Below are 22,286 nucleotides of genomic sequence, written 5' to 3'. Positions count from 1 at the left end.
AGGGAGTTCGACCATGGGACGACTCGACGACAAGATCGCCGTGGTGACCGGAGCCGCCTCCGGCATCGGCGCGGCCACCGCGCGCCGGGTGGCGGCCGAGGGCGCGCACACGGTGGTCGCCGATCTGAACCTCGACGGCGCGAAGGCGGTGACGGAGGAGATCACCGCCTCCGGTGGATCCGCGACGGCCGTCCTGGTGGACCTCGGCGACATCGAGAGCGTACGGGCCATGGTGGAGGCCGCGGTGGGGACGTACGGCGGACTCGACATCCTGCACAACAACGCGGCGGCCACCCACCTGGCCGCCCGTCAGGACCTCCCGGTCGCGGACGCCGATCCCGGCGTCTGGGACGACACGATGCGGATCAACCTGCGCGGGACGATGGTCGCGATCCAGGCCGCCGTCCCGCACATGATCGCGCGCGGCGGAGGCTCCGTCATCAACACCACGTCCGGCTCAGGGCTTTCGGGTGACCTGCGCAATCCCGCGTACGGCGCCTCCAAGGCCGCGCTGATCAATCTGACGCAGTACGTCGCCACGCAGTACGGCAAGCAGGGTGTGCGCTGCAACGCCGTCGCGCCGGGGTTCATCGTCACCGAGGCGAAAACCGGGGAGGCGTACGAGCCGATCAAGCAGACCATGCTGCGTCACCACCTCACGCCACGCCTCGGCCGGCCGGAGGACATCGCCGCAGCGGTGGTGTTCCTGGCCTCGGACGAGGCGGCCTTCATCACCGGGCAGACCCTGTGCGTGGACGGCGGGCTGCTGGCCCATCAGCCGTATGTGGCGGACCTGCGGGACAAGTGACGCCTGCGTCAGGTCGCGGTCGGGCCTCCTGGGGAGATCAGTCCGGTCTCATAGGCGAGGACGACGGCCTGGACGCGGTCGCGGAGGTCCAGCTTCGACAGGATACGGCCGATGTGTGTCTTGACCGTGGTCGGGCTGAGGTGCAGCCGGTCCGCGAGCTCGGCGTTGCTGAGGCCCGTCGCGAGCAGGCGGAGTACCTCGAGCTCGCGCGGGGTCAGCCCGGACAGATCCCGGTGGAGGCCGGCCGGGCGGGCCTCTTCGCGCTGGGCGAAGCGCTCGATCAGCCGACGGGTGATCGTGGGCGCGAGCAGGGCGTCGCCGGACTGCACGAGGCGTACGGCGGCCACCAGGTGCTCGGGTGTGACGTCCTTGAGCAGGAAGCCGCTGGCGCCCGCGGTGAGCGCGGCGTAGACGTAGTGGTCGAGGTCGTACGTGGTGAGGATGATCACCCGCGTCTCCTGCGGGCCTTCGCCGCCGAGGATCCGACGGGTGGCCTCGATGCCGTCCGTCCCCGGCATCCGGATGTCCATGAGGACGACGTCGGGCCGGGTGCGCCGGACGGCGGCCACCGCCTCCGCCCCGTCGGCGGCCTCGGCCGTCACCTCGATGCCGTCGGCGGCGAGGATCATCCCGAATCCCGTACGCACCAGGGCCTGGTCGTCGGCGATGACCGCGCGCAGCGGCGGCCGGTTCACGCGATCCGCCACGGGACTCGGGCCTTGATCCGGTATCCGCCGGTGAGGGTCGGCCCGGCCGTGAGTTCGCCGCCGTAGACCGCCAGCCGTTCGCGCAGCCCGATCAGGCCGCGGCCGTTGCCGTCCGCCGGTGGGGAGTCGTGGGCGCCGCCGGTGTCGGTGACCTCGATCTCCAGACAGTCGTCGGCGTAACCGATCATGACGGAGGCCTCGGCGCCGGGTGCGTGTTTGATCGTGTTGGTCAGCGCCTCCTGCACGACGCGATACGCCGCGAGGTCCACCCCGGGCGGCAGCGGGTCCGGGGGCAGCGACACCGCGACGCCGACCGGTGTCCCGGCGGCGCGGACCCGCTCGGTCAGGGCGTCGAGCTGCCCGAGGCCGGGCTGCGGCTCCAGGCCGTCGGCGGGGGTGTCGGGGCGGCCGATGTCAGGACCGGCCAACAGGCCCATCACATGGCGGAGTTCGGCCATAGCGGCTCGGCCTCCGGCCTCGACCGCCAGCAGTGCTTCCTTCGACCGCTCCGGCGCCGCGTCCATCACCTTGCGCGCCGCGCCCGCCTGGATGACCATCACGCTCACATTGTGGGTCACGACGTCGTGCAACTCGGCGGCTATGCGGGCGCGTTCCTCCTCGACGGCCCGGCGCGTGGCCTCCTCCTGGGCCTGCTGGAGCCGAGCGTATCGGTCCCTGCTCGCGGCCAGCTGACGGCGCCAGATCCGGACGAGGCCGGCCAGCACTCCGGCGATCAGTAGCACGACGGCCGGGCTCGACCAGCCCGGAAGGACGGGCTCCGTGTCCCGGAACGCGAAGCCTGCCAGCACGGCGGCGATGACCAGTGCGGCCATGGCCCACATCCGGTAGCGGCTGTGGACGACGGCACTGATCGCGCCGATGACGCAGGTCAGCACGCTGATCCAGGAGGCGTCGTCAACCATGGCCAGCGTCGCGGCCATCACCACGGCGAATGCCGCCAGCGGATACCGGCGCCGGGCCGCGAGCGGCAGTGCTGACAGCACGACGAGCGGCCAGAGCTGAGTTAGTGACGAGGCCTCTTCCTCCCGCACCGGGACGTCCGGAGGCGTTGGAGGCGGCGGGGGCCGGAACGGCGCGTCCCGGTCGATCTGGACCGGTCCGCTGTCGGGATAACGTGCGACCCAGATCAGCGCGACGACGGTCAGCACGATGGCCAGCACCACATCGGCGCGCAGCGCACGCCGCGACAACGGCGCGGGCTTCGCCTCCGGGCGCAGTGCGTCGCGCAGGTGCTGACGCCATCCGCGCCGGTCCTCCGTCTCCATCGGCATATTGTGCGGCCCTCCCGCCCGGCCCCGCGTCCGCCTGCACGGCCAAAACGCCGTCCAGCAGGCGTACTTCGCAAGGATGACCCCGCCGCCGGATCCTCCGCGGGGAGGGCCGGATGTCGGTGCCGCGGCCGACGCGCCACCAGAGCGCACGCCCCTACGTTCGCCGGGACCGGCCAGGGCATGAGCCCGCTCGGCTCTCCCGGCCCTCTCGACCGTAAGGACGGACCACTCCATGACTCACGTGATCGAACTGGAGGGCGCGGCCAAGCGCTACGACAGCGCCGACGCGCCCGCGCTCGGACCGCTCGACCTCAGCGTCGCCCAGGGCGAGGCCCTTGCCGTGACGGGCCCTTCCGGCAGCGGCAAGTCCACCCTGCTGAACCTCGTCGCCGGCCTGGACAAGCCGACCGAAGGCGCCGTGACCGTGGCCGGGCGGCGCATCGACCAGCTCAGCGAGCACGCGCTGGCCCGGTTCCGCCGCGAGCGGATCGGCATGGTGTTCCAGTTCTTCAATCTGCTCGACGACCTCACCGTCGCCGACAACATCCAGCTCCCGGCTCAACTGACCGGGACCGCGCGGCGAACGGCCGCGGCCCGCGCGGGTGAGCTCATGGAGGTGCTGGGCATCCAGAAGCACGCCTGCGCCTATCCGGGCCGGCTGTCCGGAGGCGAACGCCAGCGGGTCGCGGTCGCCCGCGCGCTGGTCAACCGGCCCGCGCTGCTGCTCGCCGACGAGCCGACCGGTGCGCTCGACACCGCCTCGGGCCAGGACGTACGGGACCTGCTGGTGGACCTGCACCGCGGCGGGCAGACCATCGTGCTGGTCACACACGACCTGGCGCTGGCGGAGGCGTGCGCGAGCCGCACGATCCATCTGGTCGACGGTCACCTCGCCCTCAACACGCATGCGGAGGCCGTCCGATGAGCCGCTTTGGCACCGGCGCGCTCGGCCGCGTCGTACGTTCCGGGGTGGGCCGGCGCAGGGTGCAAACCGTGGTGATCGCCGTGGCCGTGATGATGGCCGTGGCCTCGGCCGTGGTTGCCGGGTCGCTGATGGTCGCCGCGGACGCACCCTTCGACAAGGCCTTCGACCGGCAGAACGGACCGCACATCACCGCGGAGTACGACCCGGCGAAGGCGACCACGGCAGAGTTGGAGGCCACCGGTCGGGTGGACGGCGTCACCGCGACCGCGGGACCGTACCCGGTCGCGACGCTCCGCCCGGTGGACGCGGGCGGCGGCCACCTGTTGCCCATCACCCTGGCCGGACGCTCCACCCCGTACGCCGACGTGGACGACCTGGACCTGTCCTCCGGCCGGTGGGCGACGAAACCGGGCGAGATAGTGCTCACCTCGCAGGTCGCCGGTCCCGTCTTCAAGCCCGGCTCCACGCTGAGGACTTCGGATGCCTCCGACGCCCCGACTCTCACGGTCGTCGGCATCGCCGTTTCGGCCGGCCGGTCCGCCGACGCCTGGGCAACTCCCGCGCAGGTCAAGGCACTTGCCTCGCAGGACACCCGGGTCACCAGCCAGATGCTCTACCGCCTCGACTCCGCGGGCACCGGCGGTCACATCGCCGCCGCCCGCAAGCAGCTCGCCGCCGCCGTGCCGGAAGGGGCGCTCCTCGGCACCGAGTCCTACCTGGACACTAAACGCGCCGCCGACGCGGGCGCGGCGCCTACCATCCCCTTTCTGATCGCCTTCGGCGTGCTCGGCATCGCGATGTCGGTGATCATCGTCGGCAGTGTGGTCAGCGGCGCCGTCGGCACCAGTCTGCGCAGGATCGGCATCCTCAAGGCCATCGGCTTCACCCCGCGCGAGGTCGTCCGCGCCTATGTCGCCCAGGCGTTGATTCCGGCCGGCGTGGGCATCGCCCTGGGCGTCGTCCTGGGCAACCTGTTGGCCGTACCGCTGCTCGACGACACCGAGCAGGTGTACGGCACCGCCTCCCTGTCGGTGGCATGGTGGGTGGACGTCCTCGTACTGGTCGCCGCGCTGCTCGTCGTGGGGATCGCGGCACTGGTCCCGGCGCTGCGGGCCGGACGGCTGCGCACCGTCGAGGCCATCGCCGTCGGCCGCGCACCCCGCACCGGGCGCGGACAGTGGGCGCACCGGGCGGCGGGCCGGCTGCCGCTGCCCCGCGCGGTGACGTACGGTCTCGCCGCGCCCTTCGCCCACCCGGTCCGTACGGCCGCGATGCTGCTTGCGGTGGCCTTCGGCACGGTCGCGGCGACCTTCGCGGTGGGCCTGACCTCGTCCCTGAACGCGGTCGGCGAGGCCCAGGATCCCGAGAACCACGCGGCGGTCATCGTCTTCACCAGCGCCGGGCCGGCCGTCGCGCGCGGCGGACCCGCCCCCGCGCCGGGCACGGCCGAGCCCCCGGCCGCCCCCGCGCCGGACACGGCCGAGCCCTCGGCCGCCGCCGACCCGGCACGCGTGCGTGCCGCCATCGAGGCGCAGTCCGGAACCGCCTCGTACTACGGCAAGACCCAGGTGGACGTCACCGTCGGCGGGGTCTCCGGCATCGCCCAGGCCAGCCTCTACGAGGGCGACTCCCGCTCGGGCGCCTACGAGATGATCTCCGGCCACTGGATCACCGGTCGGGGGCAGGTCGTCGTGCCCTCGCGCTTCCTGGAGAAGACCGGCACCGAGATCGGCGACACGATACGGGTGACCCATGAGCAGCGCACCCAGCCCCTGCGCATCGTCGGCGAGGCCTTCGACACCTCGGACGACGAGCTGGAGATCCACGCGGATCTGGCCGACTTCCCGAAGGCCGCACCCGGAGTGTTCCTCGTCGAGGTGAAGTCCGGCGTCTCCGCCACCGCGTACGCACGGGATATCGCCGCGGCGGTCCAGCCCCTGGGCGGCGACGCAAGCGCCAACCCCTCCTCGGAACAGGACAACCTCGTCCTCATCCTGAACGCGATGGCCGCACTGCTCACCCTCATGCTGGTCTCCGTAGCCGGCCTCGGCGTGCTCAACTCCGTCGTCCTCGACACCCGGGAGCGCGTCCATGACCTGGGCGTCTGCAAGGCACTCGGCATGTCGCCGCGGCAGACGGTCAGCCTCGTACTCGCCTCGGTGGCCGGGATCGGCGTACTCGGCGGTCTCATCGGTGTGCCGACCGGGTTCGCCCTGCACGGCTTTGTGCTGCCCGTGATGGGGCACGCCGCGGGCACCGATCTGCCGCCGTCGGTCATCGAGGTGTACGAGACCCCGCAGCTGATCCTGTTGGGGCTGGCCGGGATCGCCATCGCGCTGCTCGGCGCGCTGCTCCCGGCGGGCTGGGCGGCCAGGACTCGTACGGCTACCGCATTGCGCACGGAGTAACGCCCACTTGCCGACGTCCGGTGGGACACCGCGCCCCCAGAGCAGCGTCAGCGCCCTCCGCGCCAGGCCGGTCATTCCTCCGCGTCGCGCACCAGGAGGGCGATCTGGACCCGGTTCTCGACCGCCAGCTTGGCGAACAGGTTGCCGGTGTGTGCCTTGACCGTCGCGACGCTGATGTTCAGTCGCTGGGCGATCTCCGGGTTGCCCAGGCCGTCCGCGATGGCCCGGGCGGTTTCCAGTTCTCGTTCGGTCAGTGTGGACAGCTGGGTTCGTGCGGCTTCGCGGGATGAGCTGCGGGCGTGAGCGGACTGGGGGCCGGTGGCTGCGGCGATCACTCGTGCCGTGGCGGCTGGGGACAGGACGGGGTTGCCGTTCGCGACGGTTCGTACCGCTTCGAGGATCTGCGTGGGTTGAGTGTCTTTGAGGACGAAGCCGAGGGCTCCGGCGCGCAGGGAGCCGAGGACGAGGTCGTCGGAGTCGAAGGTGGTCAGCATGAGCACTCGGGGCGGCGCGGGGCGGGTGAGGAGTTCCCGGGTCGTGCTGAGACCGTCGCGGCCGGGCATGCGTACGTCCATCAGTACGACGTCCGGGCGGTGCTCGTCCACCACGGTGAGCGCGGCGTCGCCGTCGGCCGCTTCCGCGACGACGGTCAGGTCCGGTTCGCCGTCGATGACGAGCCGCAGTGCCATGCGGACCAGCTGTTCGTCGTCGACGATGACGACACGCACCGGTTCCGGATCGGTATCCACTCAGGTTCTCGTTTCGTGGGTGGGGTGCGGCCAGGGTAGGTGCGCGGTCAGGACGTAGCCGTTGTCGGGGGTGGGGTGGTGGTCGAGTTTTCCGCCGGCGAGGGTGATGCGTTCGGTGAGGCCGAGCAGGCCGAATCCTGATGACGGTGGTTGGGGGATTGGTGTGGTGGCGGGGGAGTTGTGGACGGTGACGTGCAGTTCGTCGCCGGCTGTTCCTTCGAGGGTGATGTGTATGTGTGCGCCTGGGGCGTGTTTGGCGGCGTTGGTCAGGCCTTCCTGGACGATCCGGTAGCAGGTTCGTCCTACGGCGTCGGACGGTGTTCCCGTCACCGTGGTGGTGAGCTTGACGTCCAGTCCGGAGGTACGGGCCTCGGCCACCAGGTCGGGGATTCGGTCGAAGTCGGGTTGGGGTGGCTCCGGGCGGCCCGGGTCGGCGCGGAGCACGCCGAGGACATCCCGTAGTTCTTCCAGGGCTTGGTGGGAGCCATCGGCGATGCCGCGGACCAGTACGCGGTTCTCCTCGGCTGTGAGGCCGCCGCCGCGGTGGTCCAGCACTCCGGCCTGCATGGCGACCAGGGAGATGCGGTGCGCGAGTACGTCGTGCATTTCGCGGGCGATCCGGTTGCGTTCCAGGGCCCGTGCCTGTGCGGCTCGTGCGGTCTGTTCCCGTTCCGCGCTCTCCGCCCGGTCGCGCAAGGACCGCACTTCGACACGGCGGGCGCCGATGGCCATGCCCGCGGCCACCGCGATGCCCGCGATCAGTGCCGGGAACGCGAGCTGGAGCCATAAGGAGGTGGACGAGCTGCGGATCGGGTAGAGCCCGCTGGCGAACTGTGACGCGGTCACGAAGACGAGCCCGACGGCACCCATCTCCACCGGACGGCGACGAGTGGAGATCGAGATCAGCGCCAGAAACGAGGCTCCGGACGCGAGTGCCGACGTGGTCGAGGCGATGGCGACCGTCATGGCGACGGCGAGCGGGAACCGCCGCCGCCACAGCAGCGCCGTCAGGCAGCCGAGGGCCACCAGTGGATCACCGATGCGGAACCAGGAGCTCGTTTCGCCTGTCTGCTCCCGCAGCAGGACCCCGATGGAGAGCCAGAGGGGGATGCCCACTGCCGCGGCCGCCACCAGCCGCCAGGTCTGCTGCCACCACCCGAGCCGTGGCGCGACGTCTGTATTCACCTGGTCATTGTCGCGACACCGTACGGCCAGTGGGTCAGACCCGGGGCTGAGGTGGCCCTAGACCAGAGTCGAAGCACCGCCTCGCCCGCGGTCGAAGACGGTTCGAGCCGCCGGGCCGATGTGGCGGCTGTGCCCGCGCGGACAGACTCGTTGCCGAGACAAGGGCCCTGTACCGCACCGGACTTCGGCAAGTCCGCTCCGCCGCGGGGCCGTCCCATGCCCGCCCAATCCGGCGCCCCCGTACGCCACTTCAGGAGGACATCAGATGCACCGAGCCTTATCCCTCGCCGTCGCCCTCGCCGCCACCACGGTGGCCGCGACCGCGACTCCGGGAGTGTCGGTGGCGGCGACACCGGACACCGTACGGTGGGGCCCCTGCCCGAAGGATGTCGCGTCACCCCGCCTTGAGTGCTCGACGCTCGAAGTCCCGCTGGACTACCGGGATCCGGACGGCAAGCAGATCGAGATCGCGATCTCCAGGCTGGCCAGCAAGGAACCCTCGCAGCGCCGTGGCGTGCTGTTCACCAATCCGGGCGGCCCCGGCGGCACCGGGCTCGGCTACCCGGCCGTTCTCGCCGGCGCAAAGCTGCCGCAGAAGGTGCTGGACTCCTACGACGTGATCGGCTTCGACCCGCGTGGCGTCGGCCGTAGCTCGCCGGTGACCTGCGATCTGACGCCGCGCCAGCAGGCACGCGGCAACTTCCCGCCGTACGCGCACACAGCGGCCGAGGTCACGCGGGAGGCGAAGTACGCGCGGACCATCGCCGAGCAGTGCGCCACCTCGCGGACGGCGTGGATGCTGCCGCACACCACCACCGCCAACACGGCGCGCGACATGGACCGGATCCGGGCGGCGCTGGGCGAGCCGAAGGTCTCGTACCTCGGTGCCTCCTACGGCACCTCCCTCGGTGCGGTGTACACGACGATGTTCCCCAGGCGCAGCGACCGGATCGTGCTCGACAGCAACATGGGCCCCGGCGGCTACGACGTCACGGCCATGCGGTTGTTCGCCCGTGGACTGGAGGACCGGTTCCCGGACTTCGCGGCGTTCGCGGCCGCGCACCCCGAGTACGGTCTGGGCACTACACCGGAGCAGGTGACCGCGAAGTTCTTCGACCTCGCTGAGCGGCTGGAGGCGAAACCGGTCCAGGGCGTCGACGGGACGTTGTTCCGCGGGATCACGTTCGGGGATCTCTACGTCGATGCGAACATGCCCCGGCTGGCCGAGACCTGGCAGGCGCTCGACACCGACCAGCCGCTGCCGGCGTACCCGCCGTCGGGAGACATGGACAACCTCATGTCCGCCCGCCTCTACGTGATTTGCGGCGACAAGCGCTGGCCGGAGACGGTCCGTGAGTACCAGCGCAACGTCGCGGTCGACCGGCTGAAGTACCCGATGCTGGGCGGCTCCTCGGCCGGCATCGGACCGTGCGCCTTCTGGCCGGACAAGCGGGTCGAGCCGCCGGTGCGCATCGGTGACCGGGGCCCGTCGAACGTGCTCATGGTGCAGAACGAGCGCGACCCGGGGACACCTCTGGCCGGCGCCCGGGAGCTGCGGCGGGCGTTCGGGAAGCGGGCCACGCTGGTGACGGCCGACCAGGGCGGACACGGTGTCTATCCGTTCGGCCCCAACACGTGCGCGAACGACACGGTGACGGCATTCCTGACCACCGGGAAGCGCCCGACGCAGGACCTCGCCTGCGCGGCGGAGACCCGCAAGTAAGGGGAGCGGAGACATGCTCAAGGAGTGGCGGCATCGTCGGGCCGTGCAGCGAATCAAGCCAGGGGACGGGCGGCCATTGAAGCGTTTCCGCTGGTGGCAGATGCTGACCCGCGCACTGTTCCATCTGCGGCTGACGAACGACGACGGCCGGCAGACGGTCTACACCGTCGACGTCAGGCATCAGAATCAGTCGGAGGGCTACGTCAAGGCCCACCTGTACCTCGATGGCAGCCATCACGCCGAGTCCAAAGTCCCCGCCGTCTTCCCCATCCAGGGCGGCACCGTCGAAGTAAGGACGAGCGGCTTCGGGCTCAAGCGCTGCCACTACGTCACTGCCGAGGGCGCCGAGTTCCTGCTCGTCCCGGACCCCGTCTCCGCCGAGGGGCGCCGCGCGCGCCTCGACCGATCGCACCCCGCACTGAGCCGCTGGATCGGTTTCCTCTCGGTGATCGTGCTCGTCGTCGGCCTGGTTCTGCTGATCCTTCAGCTCGCCGAACAGGTCACCCGGGCGCCAGAGGGCATCGCCCAGTACGTCGGGACCTTCACCTCGCCCATCGATCTGCCGGCCTGGGGCAACACCCTGATCGGGCTCGCCACTGTGGCGGCCAGCACGGAGCGGGCGCTGCGGCTGCGCTACCACTGGCTGCTCGACGGCGGGGCGGGCTGACCCCGCTTCCTTGTGCTCTCGGCGGGCAGGCGGCCAGGACCCGTACGGCTACCGCATTGCGGACGGAGTAGCTGGGGCGCCGCGACGGACAGCCGAGGGGTTCATGCCGTACTTGGCGTGGAAGGCGCGGGTGAAGTGCGCCTGGCCGACGAAGCACCAGTGGGCGGCGATCGCCGCGATGCTGCGATGGGCGAGCAGGGGGTCGGCCAGGTCACGCCTCGCCGCTTCGAGGCGGCGAGAGCGGATGTAGTCGGTGACGGTGCATGACTCGTGCTCGAACAGTCGGTGCAGGGTGCGTGCGCTCATGTGGTGCGCGGCGGCGACCCGCGCATGGGTCAGATCAGGTTCGGCGAGGTGCGCTCTGATGTAGGTCAGGATCTGCAAGCGCAAGGCGTCCGCCGCGCCGTCGTCGCCACAGGGGGCGGCGTCGCTCAATGCCGCCGCCACCAGATGCAGCCCCGCTTCGCCGAGCCGGTCGGCGGATGTCCGGGGGATCGCATCTCGCTGCGATACCGCGGACGATACGAAGCCGGCCAGCACCGCGCCAGGTCCGTCCGCGAGTGGATAGGCATGGCTCATCGACATGACGACCATGTGCTCAGGCAGGCTCAACGCGCCCCGGGGGAAAGCCATGACCGCGCACGACCACTGCCGCTCCAGACGCAGGTGGTACGGCCTACCGGTGTCGTAGATCGCCATCTGCCCGGGCGCGATCGAGATCTCGCGATCGTCCTGGCACACGGTGGCGTACCCGCTCAGCTGTACGCAGATCTTGAGCAGATCGATCGGCGTCTGCCGTACGGCCCTGGGGGTGCGCCGCACGATCTGCGGGGTGCCGCTCACCCGGTAGGCGGCGATCGTCCCGAGCTGCGTGCCGGCCATCCGCCCATGGGCGGCCCGCGCTCCTATGGCCTCGGGGACGAGCCGGCCGAAAGCACCGCCCAACTGCTCTCGCCAGAGTTCGGCCGCGAGAGAGCCTGACTGTTCTGTCCCTGCGGTCGACGACATCACTGTGTGTGCCCTCCCACCAGACTTGGCCTCGAGCGACAAAGGCCGAGGCGGAATCAGTCAACAACTCTGCAACGTGACTGACAAGAATCTGTAGCAGGTTTTTCACCGTGCGGGCGATGGGGCCGGCGCGGACCGCCGAACCAGAGGTGGTGGGCTGTGGTGGCCATGCCTGCTCGTTACGACTACGTGGTGATCGGTGCCGGGTCGGCCGGCTGCGTACTGGCCGCGAGGCTGTCGGAAGATCACGACACCCGCGTTCTCCTGCTGGAATCCGGGCCTGCCGACGACGTGCCCGAGATTGCCGTGCCACCCGCGTGGCCCGCGCTGTGGGGGACGGAGATCGACTACTCCTACGACACCGTTCCCCAGCCCGGCACCGGCGGGGCGGTCCACAACTGGCCTCGGGGGCGCACGCTCGGCGGGTCGAGCAGCATCAACGCGATGGTGTACCTGCGGGGGCACGGCGCGGACTTCGACGCGTGGGCCAAGGCGGGCTGCGACGGCTGGGACTACGCCTCCGTGCTGCCCTACTTCCGTCGCATGGAGACCGTCGGCGACGGGGACCCGCAGTACCGGGGTGAGGACGGCCCGATGCGTCCGGCTCCGTCGGCGCAGCCGAATCCGCTGTCGCAGGTCTTCCTCGACGCGGCGGCAGCGACCGGTCGTCCGCTGACGGACGACTTCAACGGAGCGGTGCAGGAGGGTGCCGGCTGGCACGACCTGTCGATCACAGAGGGGAACCGCCAGAGCACTGCGGCGGCCTATTTGCACCCCATCCGTGGCAGCCGTCCGAATCTCACGGTCGCGACGGAGTCCCGTGCCCACAGGCTGCTGTTCGACGGCACACGCTGCGTCGGTGTCGCGTACGAACGCCGCGGCGAGCTCGTCACCGCGTACGCGGACGCGGAGGTGGTGGTCAGCGCGGGCACGATCGACTCGCCTCGGCTGCTGCTTCTCTCCGGTGTGGGTGCGGCCGAGGAGTTGGAGCAGGCGGGTGTCGACGTCGTGCACGACCTGCCCGGTGTCGGCCGCAACCTGCACGACCATCCGCTGTGCGGGATCGTGTACGAGGCGAGCCGGCCCATCCCGCCAGGGCTCGCCAACCATGCCGAGGTGTCGATGCTCTGGCGCAGCGACCAGGCCCTCGCGGGCCCGGACATGCAGCTGATGTTCATCCACCTGCCGTTCCACCCGCCGACGCTTCAGGCCCCGGAGAACAGCTTCACGTTCGGCGTCGCCACGGTGCCCGAGGCACGCGGCTCGATCCGGATCGCGGGGCCCGATCCGCAGACGCCGCCGCTGATCGATCCGAACTATCTGGGCGCGGAATCTGATGTGCGCAGGCTGCTGCACGGCATCGAGGTCGCCCGGGAGATCGCCGCCTCCGAACCGTTCGCTCCCTGGCGTGCCCGCGAGGTGCTTCCCGGGCCCGACGTCACGGACGAGGCCGGTCTGCGGGAGTTCATCGCCCGGGGCACCGGAACCTATTACCACCCGGTCGGCACCTGCGCGATGGGCGTCGGGCCGGAGGCCGTCGTGGCGCCCGATCTGCGGGTGCACGGCCTGGACGGCCTGCGGGTGGCCGACGCCTCGGTCATGCCGAGGCTCGTCTGCGTCAACACCAACGCCGCCACGATCATGATCGGCGAGAAGGCAGCGGACCTCATCCGCCGGCCCGGCGCCTGAAAACCGGCCCGGCGCCTGACCACCCGAGCTCACGCGAAGCTGAGGAGAACCCCGCGATGACCGAACTTCTCGATGACGTTTCCTGGCAGGGCATGATCTACAGCAATGGCTGGACCACCGCCCACGGCGGTGTGCTGGACAGCACCGAACCGGCGACGGGTGCCGTCCTGGCCCAGGTCGGCCTGGCCGATGCCGACGATGTGGCGGCCGCGACCGCCCGGGCCGCCCAGGCGCAAGCCGACTGGGCCGCGCAGACCGGCCCGTCCCGCGCCACCGTGATCCGCAAGGCCGCCGCCGTCCTCGCCGACAACCGTGCGGAGTTCGAGCGCTGGCTCGTCCGCGAGGGCGGCGCGGTGCCGGGCAAGGCGGCGTTCGAAGTCGACCTGGTACTGGGGGAGTTGTGGGAGGCGGCGGCACTGCCCACCCAGCCTTGCGGGCACCTGCTGCCGGCCAGCGAGCCTGGCCGGGAGAGCGTCGCCCGCCGGGTTCCGCTCGGCGTGGTCGGTGTGATCAGTCCGTGGAACTTCCCGTTCATCCTCTCCGTACGGGCCGTCGCGCCGGCGCTGGCACTGGGCAACGCGGTCGTGCTGAAGCCGGACGTACAGACGGCGGTGTCCGGAGGCACTCTGGTCGCGCGGCTCTTCGAGGCGGCCGGGCTGCCCGACGGGTTGCTGCATGTGCTGCCCGGGGACGCCGGGCCCGGCGCGGCACTGGTCGAGGACCCGAACGTCGCCATGATCGCCTTCACCGGCTCGACGGCGGTCGGCCGTGAGGTCGGCGCCACCGCCGGACGCACGCTGAAGCGGGTCTCGCTCGAACTCGGCGGCAACAACGCCCTGATCGTGCTCGACGACGCCGACCTGGAGATCGCCAGTTCGGCGGGAGCCTGGGGCGCGTTCCTGCACCAGGGCCAGGTCTGTATGACCGCGGGCCGGCACATCGTGCTCGAATCCGTCGCCGACGAATACCTCGACCGGCTGGCCAAGCGGGCGCAGGGACTTCCGGTGGGCGATCCATTCACGGGGCAGGTGGCCCTCGGGCCGCTGATCAACGAGCGGCAGCGGGACAATGTGCACCGGATCGTGGAGGAGACCGTCGGGGCGGGGGCCGAGGTCAGGGCCGGCGGCTCGTACGACGGGCTGTTCTACCAGCCCACCGTGCTGGCCGGCGTGACCACGTCGATGCCCGCGTTCCGCGAGGAGATCTTCGGACCCGTGGCGCCGGTCGTCGTCGTGCGCGACGAGGCCGAGGCGGTCGCGGTCGCCAACAACACCGAGTACGGGCTGGTCGCCGCGGTGCAGACGGGATCCCCGGACCGTGGCCGCGATCTGGCGCGACGGCTGCGGACCGGCATCGTCCACATCAACGACCAGACCCTGAACAACGACGCGTACGCACCCTTCGGCGGTACGGGCGCCTCCGGCAACGGCAGCCGGTTCGGCTCCCAGAGCAGCTGGGACGAATTCACCCAGTGGCAGTGGGTCACCTTCCGCGACCAGGCACACGCCTTCCCCTTCTAGCCATTGGGGGAGTTAGCCATCCGGGGAGCCGCTGCCGAACGTACGTCCTTCGGCGTCTGGCCGGTGTGCGGTCGTGGGTGTGCCGGGCGGTTCTCATCGCCCGGCACACTCACGACGCCAGAGCCGGGTCGGAGCGGGGAACCTGTCCAATCTAACGTTCTACAGAACCTTGACGCACTGCGGTGCTTCTGTAGAAGATTCCTCTATCGGTACCTGTGCTAGCGCGAGGAGGCGCTCGTCATGGTGGTGGCAAGCAAGCCGGACGTGGTCGATGCCGCGAACGGAGCGCCGGAGTCCACAGGCACGGTGGTGGTGACCTTCGACCGGAGCCCGGACAGGTACCGGCACTGGAAGCTGCGCATCGACGGGCCGGTCGCCTGGCTGGAGATGGACGTCGACGAGCAGGGCGGCCTGGTCCCGGGATACGAGCTGAAGCTCAACTCCTATGACCTGGGTGTGGACATCGAGCTGTATGACGCGCTGCAGCGGCTGCGGTTCGAGCACCCTGAGGTGCGGTCGGTGGTGGTGACCAGCGCGAAGGAGAAGGTCTTCTGCGCCGGGGCGAACATCCGGATGCTGGCGGCCTCCCCGCACCACTGGAAGGTGAACTTCTGCAAGTTCACCAACGAGACCCGCAACAGCATGGAGGACGCCTCGCAGCACTCGGGGCTGACCTTCATCGCAGCGGTCAACGGCTCCTGCGCGGGGGGCGGTTACGAACTCGCGCTGGCCTGCGACAAGATCCTGCTGGTCGACGACAATTCCTCGTCGGTGTCCCTGCCCGAGGTCCCGCTCCTGGGCGTGCTGCCCGGCACGGGCGGACTGACCCGGGTCACCGACAAGCGCCGCGTACGCAAGGATCTGGCCGATCTCTTCGCCACCCGCAGCGACGGCGTACGGGGCAAGACGGCGGTGGACTGGCGGTTGGTCGACGAGGTCGTTCCGCGCCGGGACTTCCGTACGGTCGTCGAGCAGCGCGCCGTGGAAGCGGCCGAGCACAGCACCCGGCCGGCGGACGCCGAGGGCATCGAACTGACACCGCTGGAGCGGGACGTCACCGAGGACGGCATCACGTACCGGTACGTGCGCGCCGAGTACGACCGTCCGCTCGGCCTGGTCCGCATCACCGTACGGGGCCCCGCCGCGGACGCCCCCGCCGATGCCGCCGCGATCCACGACGAGGGCGCCAGCGGGTGGCTGCTGGCCGTCACCCGCGAGCTGGACGACCTGATCCTGCGGCTGCGGGCGAACGAGACCGAGCTGGGCACCTGGGTGCTGCGCACGGAGGGCGATTCCGCGCTCGTACTGGCCCATGAGCAGACGGTGTTGGGCGCCGCCGCCGAGGGCGACTGGCTCAGCAACGAGATCGTTCACTACTACAAGCGCACCCTGAAGCGGCTCGACGTCACCAGCCGCAGCCTGGTCGCGCTCATCGAGCCGGGCAGTTGCTTCGCCGGTCTGCTGCTGGAGCTGGCCCTGGCCTGCGATCTGCAGTACATGCTGGACGGCCCGCCCATCGAGGACCCGGACAGCGACGAGCGCGCCCAACTCACCCTCTCCGAGGCGAACTTCGGCACCTTCCCCATGGGCAACGGCCTGTCCCGCCTCCAGTCCCGCTTCTACCAGGACGACGGCCACGTCGAGTGGCTGCGCCGCGAGGCCGGGCAACCCCTGAGCGCCGCCCAGGTCCGCGAGCTCGGCCTCGTCACCGACGCGCCCGACGACATCGACTGGGAGGACGAGATCCGCATCGTCCTGGAGAGCCGGGCGGCGCTGAGCCCGGACGCCCTGACCGGCATGGAGGCCAACCACCGGTTCGTCGGCCCGGAGACCATCGAGACCAAGATCTTCGGACGGCTCACCGCCTGGCAGAACTGGATCTTCATACGCCCCAACGCCGCCGGCCCCGAGGGCGCGCTGCGCCGCTACGGCACCGGCCAGAAAGCGGTCTACGACCGGAAGCGAGTGTGACCCGATGCCCACGAAGATCGACTACGACTCCAAGATCCCCAACAACGTCGCTCTCGCCGACGACCGCCGTCTGCAGCGGGCGCTGGAGGGCTGGCAGCCCAAGTTCCTCAACTGGTGGGGCGAGATGGGCCCGGAGCTGGAGAACCGAGGCGTCTACCTGCGCACTGCTGTGTCGGTCGGCCGCGACGGCTGGGCCCACTTCGACCACGTCAACGTGCCCGACTACCGCTGGGGCATCTTCCTCGCCGAGCGCGACCCCGACCGCCGAGTCGCCTTCGGCGAGCACAAGGGGCAGCCGGTCTGGCAGCAGGTGCCGGGCGAGTACCGCGCCGACCTGCAACGGCTGATCGTCATCCAGGGCGACACCGAGCCGGCCTCCGTCGAGCAGCAGCGCCTCCTCGGCCTGACCGCCCCGAGCCTGTACGACCTGCGCAACCTCTTCCAGGTCAATGTGGAGGAGGGCCGGCACCTGTGGGCGATGGTCTACCTGCTGCACGCCTACTTCGGCCGGGAGGGCCGCGAGGAGGCCGAGGCGCTGCTCCACCGCAACTCCGGCAGCCCCGACGCGCCGCGCATCCTGGGCGCGTTCAACGAGGAGACCGCCGACTGGCTGGCCTTCTTCATGTTCACGTACTTCACCGACCGGGACGGCAAGTACCAGCTCGGCTCGCTCAAGGAGAGCGCCTTCGACCCGCTGTCGCGGACCTGCACCTTCATGCTGAAGGAAGAGGCGCACCACATGATGGTCGGCACCACCGGCGTCGACCGCGTGGTGACCCGCAGCGCCCAACTGGTCCGCGAGCACGACACGTTGGACATCGCCGCCTGCGGTGGCATCCCCCTGGACATCATCCAGAAGTACATCAACTTCCATTACACGGTCTCCCTGGACCTCTTCGGCAGCGAGACCTCCACCAACGCGGCGAACTACTACACCGCCGGGCTCAAGGGCCGCTGGCAGGAGGAGCGCCGCAAGGACGACCACCGGCTCACCGACCACAGCGCCTTCCTGGACAAGCCGCAGGCGGACGGCACCTGGGGCCAGGACGAGGTCCCCGCGCTGCTCGCCCTCAACCTGGACCTGCGCGACGAGTACATCTCCGACTGCGAGAACGGCCTCAAGCGCTGGAACCGGATCCTCGATGAGCACGGGATCAGCTTCCGGCTGAAGCTGCCGCACCCTGGCTTCAACCGGAACGTCGGCCTCGCCGCCGGCCACCACGTCACTCCCGACGGCACGATCGTCGACGAGCAGACCTGGGAGGCGAGCCGCCACCACTGGCTGCCCACCGCCGAGGACCTGGCGTTCGTACGGTCGCTGATGCAGCCTGTGTACGACCGCGGCAGGATCGCGAGCTGGGTCGCGCCGCCGGTCAACGGCATCAACGGCCAGCCGTTCGACTACGAGTACGTCCGACTGGTGTGAGGTGAGCCGGATGCCTGAGGCGTTCAACACGGCGGACTATCTGGTCGACCGGCACGTGCGGGAGGGCCACGGCGCCCGCACGGCGCTCGTCACTCCCACACGCACGCTGACCTACGAGCAGCTGGCGGCGGAGGTCCGCCAGGTGGCCGCCGGGCTGCGCGCCCTCGGCGTACGCCCCGAGGAGCGCGTCCTGCTGTGCATGGCGGACGACATCGAGCTCTTCACTGGCATCCTCGCCGCCTTCCACATCGGCGCGGTGGCCGTCCCCGCCTCGACCATGCTCACAGGCCCGGAGCTGGGCAAGCTGGTGGCCGACGCGCGCTGCCGGGTGGTGCTGGGCTCCGCCGAGTTCGCGCCGGTCGTATGCGCGGCGCTCCAGCAGGCGCCGGAGGTCGAGCACGCCGTCCTGACCGGAGAAGACAGCACAGGACTGCCCGGCCACGTCCAGGGACACACCTGGCAGCAGCTGCTGGACGCCGGCACCGGCAGGGACGACGGACCGTATCCGACCTGGCCGGACTCGCCCGCCCTGTGGCTCTACACATCGGGCACCACGGGCACGCCCAAGGCGGCCATGCACCGCCACGTCGACATCAAGTTCGTGTCGGAGAACTACGGGCAGCGAGTGCTGGGCATCAGCCCGCAGGACCGCTGCCTGTCGGTCGCGAAGCTCTTCTTCGCGTACGGCATCGGCAACTCGCTCTTCTTCCCGCTGGCGGCGGGCGCCACGGCACTGCTGGAACCTTCCAGGCCGTCTCCCGCGCTGTTCGCGAAGCGGGCGGCCGGCGACCGGGCCACAGTCCTGTTCGGCACCCCCAGCTTCTTCGGACCGCTGCTCGCGAGCGCCGACATCCCGGACGACGCCTTCGCGACGGTGCGGGTGGGCGTCTCGGCCGGAGAAGCGCTGCCCGCGCGGATGTACGAGGGGATGCTGGAACAGTTCGGTGTGGAGCTGCTCGACGGCATCGGATCCACCGAGATGCTGCACATCTTCATCTCCAACCGCTCGGGCCGGGTCCACCCGGGCTCCTCCGGCGAACCCGTCCCCGGGTACAAGGTGGAACTGCGCGACATCGAGGGCCGGGTGGTGGAGGGCGAAGGCACACCGGGCGAGCTCCACGTCCGCGGTGAGTCCGCGGCCATCGGCTACTGGTGCCGGGCCGAGACCACACGTCAGGTCTTCCTCGGCGACTGGGTGCGCACCGGCGACACCTACATCCGCAACGCCGACGGCACCTACACGTGCATGGGCCGCACCAACGACCTGCTCAAGGCGGGCGGAATCTGGGTCGCGCCCGCCGAGGTGGAGGAGCGACTCCTCGCTCATCCGGACGTGGCCGAGGTCGCCGTGGTCGGCGTACCGGACGCGGACGGCCTGGACAAGCCGGTCGCCTGCGTGGTGCCCAGGCCTGGGCGTGAGGTCGATCCGGACGCTCTCGTGGCGTGGTGCCGGGAGGGCCTGGCCGCGTTCAAGCGCCCGCGTGGGGTGATCGGGCTGGCCGAGCTGCCCCGTACACCCACAGGGAAGATCCGCCGGAATGTGTTGCGGGCCATGGTGCGCGACGGGTCGTGGGCGGAGTCGCCGTCGTCGTCCGCGAGTTCAGGCTGAGTCCCCCAAGGAGTCTTCGCCCCCGCCGCCCCTTCCCGTCCCATCCCCAGGGGCTGCGCCCCTTCGACCCGCCACGGGGCTCCGCCCCGGACCCCGCTCCTCAAACTCCGGAGGGGCTGATCATCCCGAAGGAGAACCGCGCATGCCCCCGCCTTCTGCGGATCACCACACGGACCTGCTCGTCGTGGGAGCCGGCCCCACCGGCCTGTTCGCCGCCTACTACGCCGGTTTCCGCGGTCTGTCGGTGACCGTGCTGGACTCGCTGCCCGAGCCCGGTGGCCAAATCAACGCCATGTACCCGGAGAAGCAGATCTTCGACATCGCCGGATTCCCGGCGGTACGGGGACGCGAGCTCGTGGACCGGCTCCTGGAACAGGCCGCACCGTACGACCCGTGCTACCTGCTCGGCCACCGGGCCGAGACGATGGAGCGGACCACGGAGGGCGCCTTCCTCGTGACCACACACCAAGGGGCGCGCGTGCGGGCCAAGGCCGTGATCGTCACCGGCGGCATCGGCACCTTCACGCCCCGCCCCCTGCCGGCCGCCGCCGCATACGAGGGAGCCGGCCTGGCGTACTTCGTGCGCAGGCCGGACGACTACGCGGGCCGGGACGTGGTGATCGTCGGGGGCGGTGACAGCGCCTTCGACTGGGCACTCACCCTGCACCCACTGGCCGCCTCCGTGACCCTGGTCCACCGCCGCGACACCTTCCGCGCGCACCCGGCCACCGTGGCCGCCGTACGGGCCGCGGGCGTGGAGATCCTCACCGAAGCCGAACTGACGAAGGTCATCGGCGACGGCGGGGACGGCAGGGACATAGAGGCCGTGGAGATCACCCGGCGCGACGGGCAGACGTACCGCCTGCCCTGCCAGGGGATCATCGCCGCCCTCGGCTTCACCGCCAACCTCGGCCCGCTGCTCGGCTGGGGCATCGACATCGCCCACCGGCGCCACATCCCGGTCGACCCGGCGATGCGGACGTCCGTCCCCGGGATCTACGCGGCCGGGGACATCAACGACTACCCCGGCAAGGTACGGCTGATCGCGGTCGGCTTCGGCGAGGCGGCGACCGCCGTCAACAACGCCGCGCACCACATCGACCCCGAACAGCCGGTGTTCCCCGGCCACTCCACCGACGTCCCCACAGCGGCCCCAGCCGCCGCGTAGCACCGAAGAGGACCGATCACCCATGCCCTACGTCATCGCCGAGCCGTGCATCGACATCATGGACCGCTCCTGTATGGAGGAATGCCCGGTCGACTGCATCTACGAAGGCGACCGCAAGCTCTACATCAACCCGATGGAATGCATCGACTGCGGCAACTGTGAGCCTGTCTGCCCGGTCGAGGCGATCTCCCAGGACCGCAGGGTGCCACCGGAGTTGAAGGACTTCGTCGCCGACAACAAACGGTTCTTCACCGCCCCCTTGCCCGGCCGCGACGAGCCGATCGGCCTACCGGGCGGCGCCGCCGGCCACGGCCCGGTCGGCACGGACACCGAACTCGTCGCCGCGTACGACCCACGCGGCTGAGCACCCCGTGAGGAGGGCGCCGTGATCGACGGCGAGATGGTGGTCGACGCGCACGTCCTGTCCGGCAGGTAACGCGGTCAAGGTCTTCCGTGTGATCTCACTTCTCGCCGTGCCCCTCGGCCAGTTCCTCCCAGCGCCGCAGCGCCACCGGATTCCACTCGGCATGCCTGCTGTGGAAGAGTTCGGCTGCCCTGGCCCCGCTCCAGCCCGGAGGCAGCAGCTTGGACGGGAGCCGCGGATCGAGGAAGGGGAAGCGGCGCCACTCGTGCACCATCATGGTCTGGGCGTGCAGGACGGCGTCACCGTCGGCGGGGCGCAGCCCGGTGAACTCGTCGATGAACGCCTCGTAGCGGTCCTCCACCTCGCTGAGGTCCCAGGCTCGGGCCACCATGGCCGCCTCGCTGCCCACAGCGCCGTACGTGGCGGTGAAGGACATCGCGTCGTCGGCGAGCCCGAGTTCCTTCAGGACGCCGAGCGCCTCCGCCTCACGGTCGGCGTGGGGCGTGATCCACACCCCGGGCTCCGGAGAGCCGAAACCGGCCCAGGTGAGCCGCGTACGCACCCGGTGCCGCAGGTCCCGCTTGGCCTCCGGCACGGAGACGAGGACCACCAGCCAGGTGCCGTCCCAGGTGTGCTCCCCGCTGCCGAAGTCATAGATGCGCTGCGCGCCTTCGGTCAGCATCCGCCGCCCCGGCGGGGTGAGCGCCCAGCGGACGCGGCGTCCCATCCGCTCGGAGGCCAGCCAGCCCTCTGCCGCGGTCCGGGCGAGCGACTGGCGGGCCGACTTCTCCTCGACACCGAACATCGCCAGCGCATCCACGAGCGCCGAGGTCCACACCGGAGTGCCCTTGGGCAGTACGTACTCCCCGAGCATGGTCATCAGCAGCGACCGCGCGCTGACGTCACCGACCTCCCGGCGCCGGCTGACCACCGGCCGTGCGCTCCCCGCCGCGGCCCGGTCGGCACGCTCCCTCCGGCCCGTTCCGCGCGCCGCGCGATCCACCATGGTTCGTCACTTCCCTTGCTGCCGGCCGATCCGATGTATCACGCCGTCGCGTGAGATCGAC

At 70.6% G+C, this 22,286-nt stretch carries 18 protein-coding genes; 12 read left to right on the top strand and 6 right to left on the bottom strand.

What is annotated here, in order from left to right; genetic code table 11:
* Nucleotides 1–13: 13 nt before the first annotated feature.
* Nucleotides 14–808 (top strand): SDR family NAD(P)-dependent oxidoreductase, encoded by a 795-nt coding sequence (locus ACQEVY_RS04190; protein WP_432944902.1) that lies wholly within the window; start codon nt 14–16, stop codon nt 806–808.
* An 8-nt stretch (nt 809–816) separates the two neighbouring features.
* Here the strand turns inward: ACQEVY_RS04190 and ACQEVY_RS04185 are convergent, their stop codons facing one another.
* Both ACQEVY_RS04185 and ACQEVY_RS04180 read right to left on the bottom strand, forming a co-directional pair.
* Nucleotides 817–1,515, bottom strand: coding sequence for a response regulator (locus tag ACQEVY_RS04185; RefSeq protein ID WP_432944900.1), 699 nt, complete (start codon nt 1,513–1,515; stop codon nt 817–819).
* On the bottom strand, nt 1,500–2,801 hold the full coding sequence (locus ACQEVY_RS04180) for a sensor histidine kinase (protein ID WP_432944898.1): 1,302 nt from the start codon (nt 2,799–2,801) through the stop codon (nt 1,500–1,502). Before ACQEVY_RS04180 ends, ACQEVY_RS04185 begins: the two co-directional genes overlap by 16 nt.
* A 238-nt stretch (nt 2,802–3,039) precedes the next feature.
* Between ACQEVY_RS04180 and ACQEVY_RS04175 the strand changes: the two genes are divergently transcribed.
* Together ACQEVY_RS04175 and ACQEVY_RS04170 are read left to right on the top strand one after the other, a co-directional pair.
* On the top strand, nt 3,040–3,732 hold the full coding sequence (locus ACQEVY_RS04175) for an ABC transporter ATP-binding protein (RefSeq protein WP_432944896.1): 693 nt from the start codon (nt 3,040–3,042) through the stop codon (nt 3,730–3,732).
* The gene (locus ACQEVY_RS04170) at nt 3,729–6,140 is read left to right on the top strand and encodes an ABC transporter permease (protein WP_432944894.1); all 2,412 of its coding nucleotides are present in this window, start codon (nt 3,729–3,731) and stop codon (nt 6,138–6,140) included. The genes ACQEVY_RS04175 and ACQEVY_RS04170 overlap by 4 nt, the downstream gene beginning before the upstream one ends.
* A 71-nt stretch (nt 6,141–6,211) precedes the next feature.
* Here ACQEVY_RS04170 and ACQEVY_RS04165 read toward each other — a convergent pair whose 3' ends face one another.
* On the bottom strand, nt 6,212–6,889 hold the full coding sequence (locus ACQEVY_RS04165; protein WP_432944892.1) for a response regulator: 678 nt from the start codon (nt 6,887–6,889) through the stop codon (nt 6,212–6,214).
* The gene (locus tag ACQEVY_RS04160) at nt 6,890–8,074 is read right to left on the bottom strand and encodes a sensor histidine kinase (RefSeq protein WP_432944890.1); all 1,185 of its coding nucleotides are present in this window, start codon (nt 8,072–8,074) and stop codon (nt 6,890–6,892) included.
* A gap of 265 nt (nt 8,075–8,339) precedes the next feature.
* Here ACQEVY_RS04160 and ACQEVY_RS04155 point away from each other — a divergent pair, with 265 nt between their 5' ends.
* Nucleotides 8,340–9,797, top strand: a complete 1,458-nt coding sequence (locus ACQEVY_RS04155; RefSeq protein WP_432944888.1) for an alpha/beta hydrolase — start codon at nt 8,340–8,342, stop codon at nt 9,795–9,797.
* Nucleotides 9,798–9,810: 13 nt separating this feature from the next.
* On the top strand, nt 9,811–10,464 hold the full coding sequence (locus ACQEVY_RS04150) for a hypothetical protein (protein WP_432944886.1): 654 nt from the start codon (nt 9,811–9,813) through the stop codon (nt 10,462–10,464).
* Nucleotides 10,465–10,512: 48 nt separating this feature from the next.
* On the opposite strand, the gene ACQEVY_RS04145 is transcribed toward ACQEVY_RS04150, so the two are convergent.
* Entirely contained in the window at nt 10,513–11,472 is a 960-nt protein-coding gene (locus ACQEVY_RS04145; protein ID WP_432944884.1) for a helix-turn-helix domain-containing protein, read from the bottom strand.
* 168 nt (nt 11,473–11,640) lie between these two features.
* On the opposite strand from ACQEVY_RS04145, the gene ACQEVY_RS04140 reads away from it, so the two are divergent.
* From ACQEVY_RS04140 to fdxA, 7 genes are all read left to right on the top strand, one after another.
* A complete protein-coding gene (locus ACQEVY_RS04140; RefSeq protein ID WP_432955057.1) occupies nt 11,641–13,161 on the top strand; it encodes a GMC family oxidoreductase in 1,521 nt (506 codons plus the stop codon).
* 56 nt (nt 13,162–13,217) lie between these two features.
* Nucleotides 13,218–14,681, top strand: a complete 1,464-nt coding sequence (locus ACQEVY_RS04135) for a benzaldehyde dehydrogenase (RefSeq protein WP_432944882.1) — start codon at nt 13,218–13,220, stop codon at nt 14,679–14,681.
* A 240-nt stretch (nt 14,682–14,921) separates the two neighbouring features.
* Nucleotides 14,922–16,652 (top strand): 2,3-epoxybenzoyl-CoA dihydrolase, encoded by a 1,731-nt coding sequence (boxC, locus tag ACQEVY_RS04130; RefSeq protein ID WP_432944880.1) that lies wholly within the window; start codon nt 14,922–14,924, stop codon nt 16,650–16,652.
* A 4-nt stretch (nt 16,653–16,656) separates the two neighbouring features.
* Nucleotides 16,657–18,078 (top strand): benzoyl-CoA 2,3-epoxidase subunit BoxB, encoded by a 1,422-nt coding sequence (gene boxB / locus ACQEVY_RS04125; RefSeq protein WP_432944878.1) that lies wholly within the window; start codon nt 16,657–16,659, stop codon nt 18,076–18,078.
* Nucleotides 18,079–18,088: 10 nt separating this feature from the next.
* Nucleotides 18,089–19,687, top strand: coding sequence for a benzoate-CoA ligase family protein (locus ACQEVY_RS04120; protein WP_432944876.1), 1,599 nt, complete (start codon nt 18,089–18,091; stop codon nt 19,685–19,687).
* A gap of 142 nt (nt 19,688–19,829) precedes the next feature.
* Nucleotides 19,830–20,855: an NAD(P)/FAD-dependent oxidoreductase gene (locus ACQEVY_RS04115; RefSeq protein WP_432944874.1), complete on the top strand. Its 1,026-nt coding sequence runs from the start codon at nt 19,830–19,832 to the stop codon at nt 20,853–20,855.
* A 22-nt stretch (nt 20,856–20,877) separates the two neighbouring features.
* Complete coding sequence (gene fdxA / locus ACQEVY_RS04110; protein ID WP_432944872.1) at nt 20,878–21,219, top strand: ferredoxin; 342 nt, start codon at nt 20,878–20,880, stop codon at nt 21,217–21,219.
* Nucleotides 21,220–21,316: 97 nt separating this feature from the next.
* Here the strand turns inward: fdxA and ACQEVY_RS04105 are convergent, their stop codons facing one another.
* Nucleotides 21,317–22,225 carry a PaaX family transcriptional regulator gene (locus ACQEVY_RS04105; RefSeq protein ID WP_432944870.1) on the bottom strand — a complete coding sequence of 303 codons (909 nt, stop codon included), beginning with the start codon at nt 22,223–22,225 and terminating at the stop codon, nt 21,317–21,319.
* Nucleotides 22,226–22,286 lie beyond the last annotated feature (61 nt).

Source organism: Streptomyces sp. CA-288835, from assembly GCF_050936385.1.
Taxonomy (GTDB): domain Bacteria; phylum Actinomycetota; class Actinomycetes; order Streptomycetales; family Streptomycetaceae; genus Streptomyces.
The sequence above is the reverse complement of the archived record's forward strand: the minus strand, read 5'-3'. Positions and strand labels throughout refer to the sequence as shown.

Coding starts and splice junctions, on each gene's coding strand:
- boxC (WP_432944880.1), top strand. CDS start 14,922: ATGGTGGTGGCAAGCAAGCCGGACGTGGTCGATGCCGCGAACGGAGCG.
- ACQEVY_RS04180 (WP_432944898.1), bottom strand. CDS start 2,801: ATGGAGACGGAGGACCGGCGCGGATGGCGTCAGCACCTGCGCGACGCA.
- ACQEVY_RS04155 (WP_432944888.1), top strand. CDS start 8,340: ATGCACCGAGCCTTATCCCTCGCCGTCGCCCTCGCCGCCACCACGGTG.
- ACQEVY_RS04150 (WP_432944886.1), top strand. CDS start 9,811: ATGCTCAAGGAGTGGCGGCATCGTCGGGCCGTGCAGCGAATCAAGCCA.
- ACQEVY_RS04140 (WP_432955057.1), top strand. CDS start 11,641: ATGCCTGCTCGTTACGACTACGTGGTGATCGGTGCCGGGTCGGCCGGC.
- boxB (WP_432944878.1), top strand. CDS start 16,657: ATGCCCACGAAGATCGACTACGACTCCAAGATCCCCAACAACGTCGCT.
- ACQEVY_RS04115 (WP_432944874.1), top strand. CDS start 19,830: ATGCCCCCGCCTTCTGCGGATCACCACACGGACCTGCTCGTCGTGGGA.
- ACQEVY_RS04170 (WP_432944894.1), top strand. CDS start 3,729: ATGAGCCGCTTTGGCACCGGCGCGCTCGGCCGCGTCGTACGTTCCGGG.
- fdxA (WP_432944872.1), top strand. CDS start 20,878: ATGCCCTACGTCATCGCCGAGCCGTGCATCGACATCATGGACCGCTCC.
- ACQEVY_RS04135 (WP_432944882.1), top strand. CDS start 13,218: ATGACCGAACTTCTCGATGACGTTTCCTGGCAGGGCATGATCTACAGC.
- ACQEVY_RS04175 (WP_432944896.1), top strand. CDS start 3,040: ATGACTCACGTGATCGAACTGGAGGGCGCGGCCAAGCGCTACGACAGC.
- ACQEVY_RS04120 (WP_432944876.1), top strand. CDS start 18,089: ATGCCTGAGGCGTTCAACACGGCGGACTATCTGGTCGACCGGCACGTG.
- ACQEVY_RS04190 (WP_432944902.1), top strand. CDS start 14: ATGGGACGACTCGACGACAAGATCGCCGTGGTGACCGGAGCCGCCTCC.
- ACQEVY_RS04145 (WP_432944884.1), bottom strand. CDS start 11,472: ATGTCGTCGACCGCAGGGACAGAACAGTCAGGCTCTCTCGCGGCCGAA.
- ACQEVY_RS04105 (WP_432944870.1), bottom strand. CDS start 22,225: ATGGTGGATCGCGCGGCGCGCGGAACGGGCCGGAGGGAGCGTGCCGAC.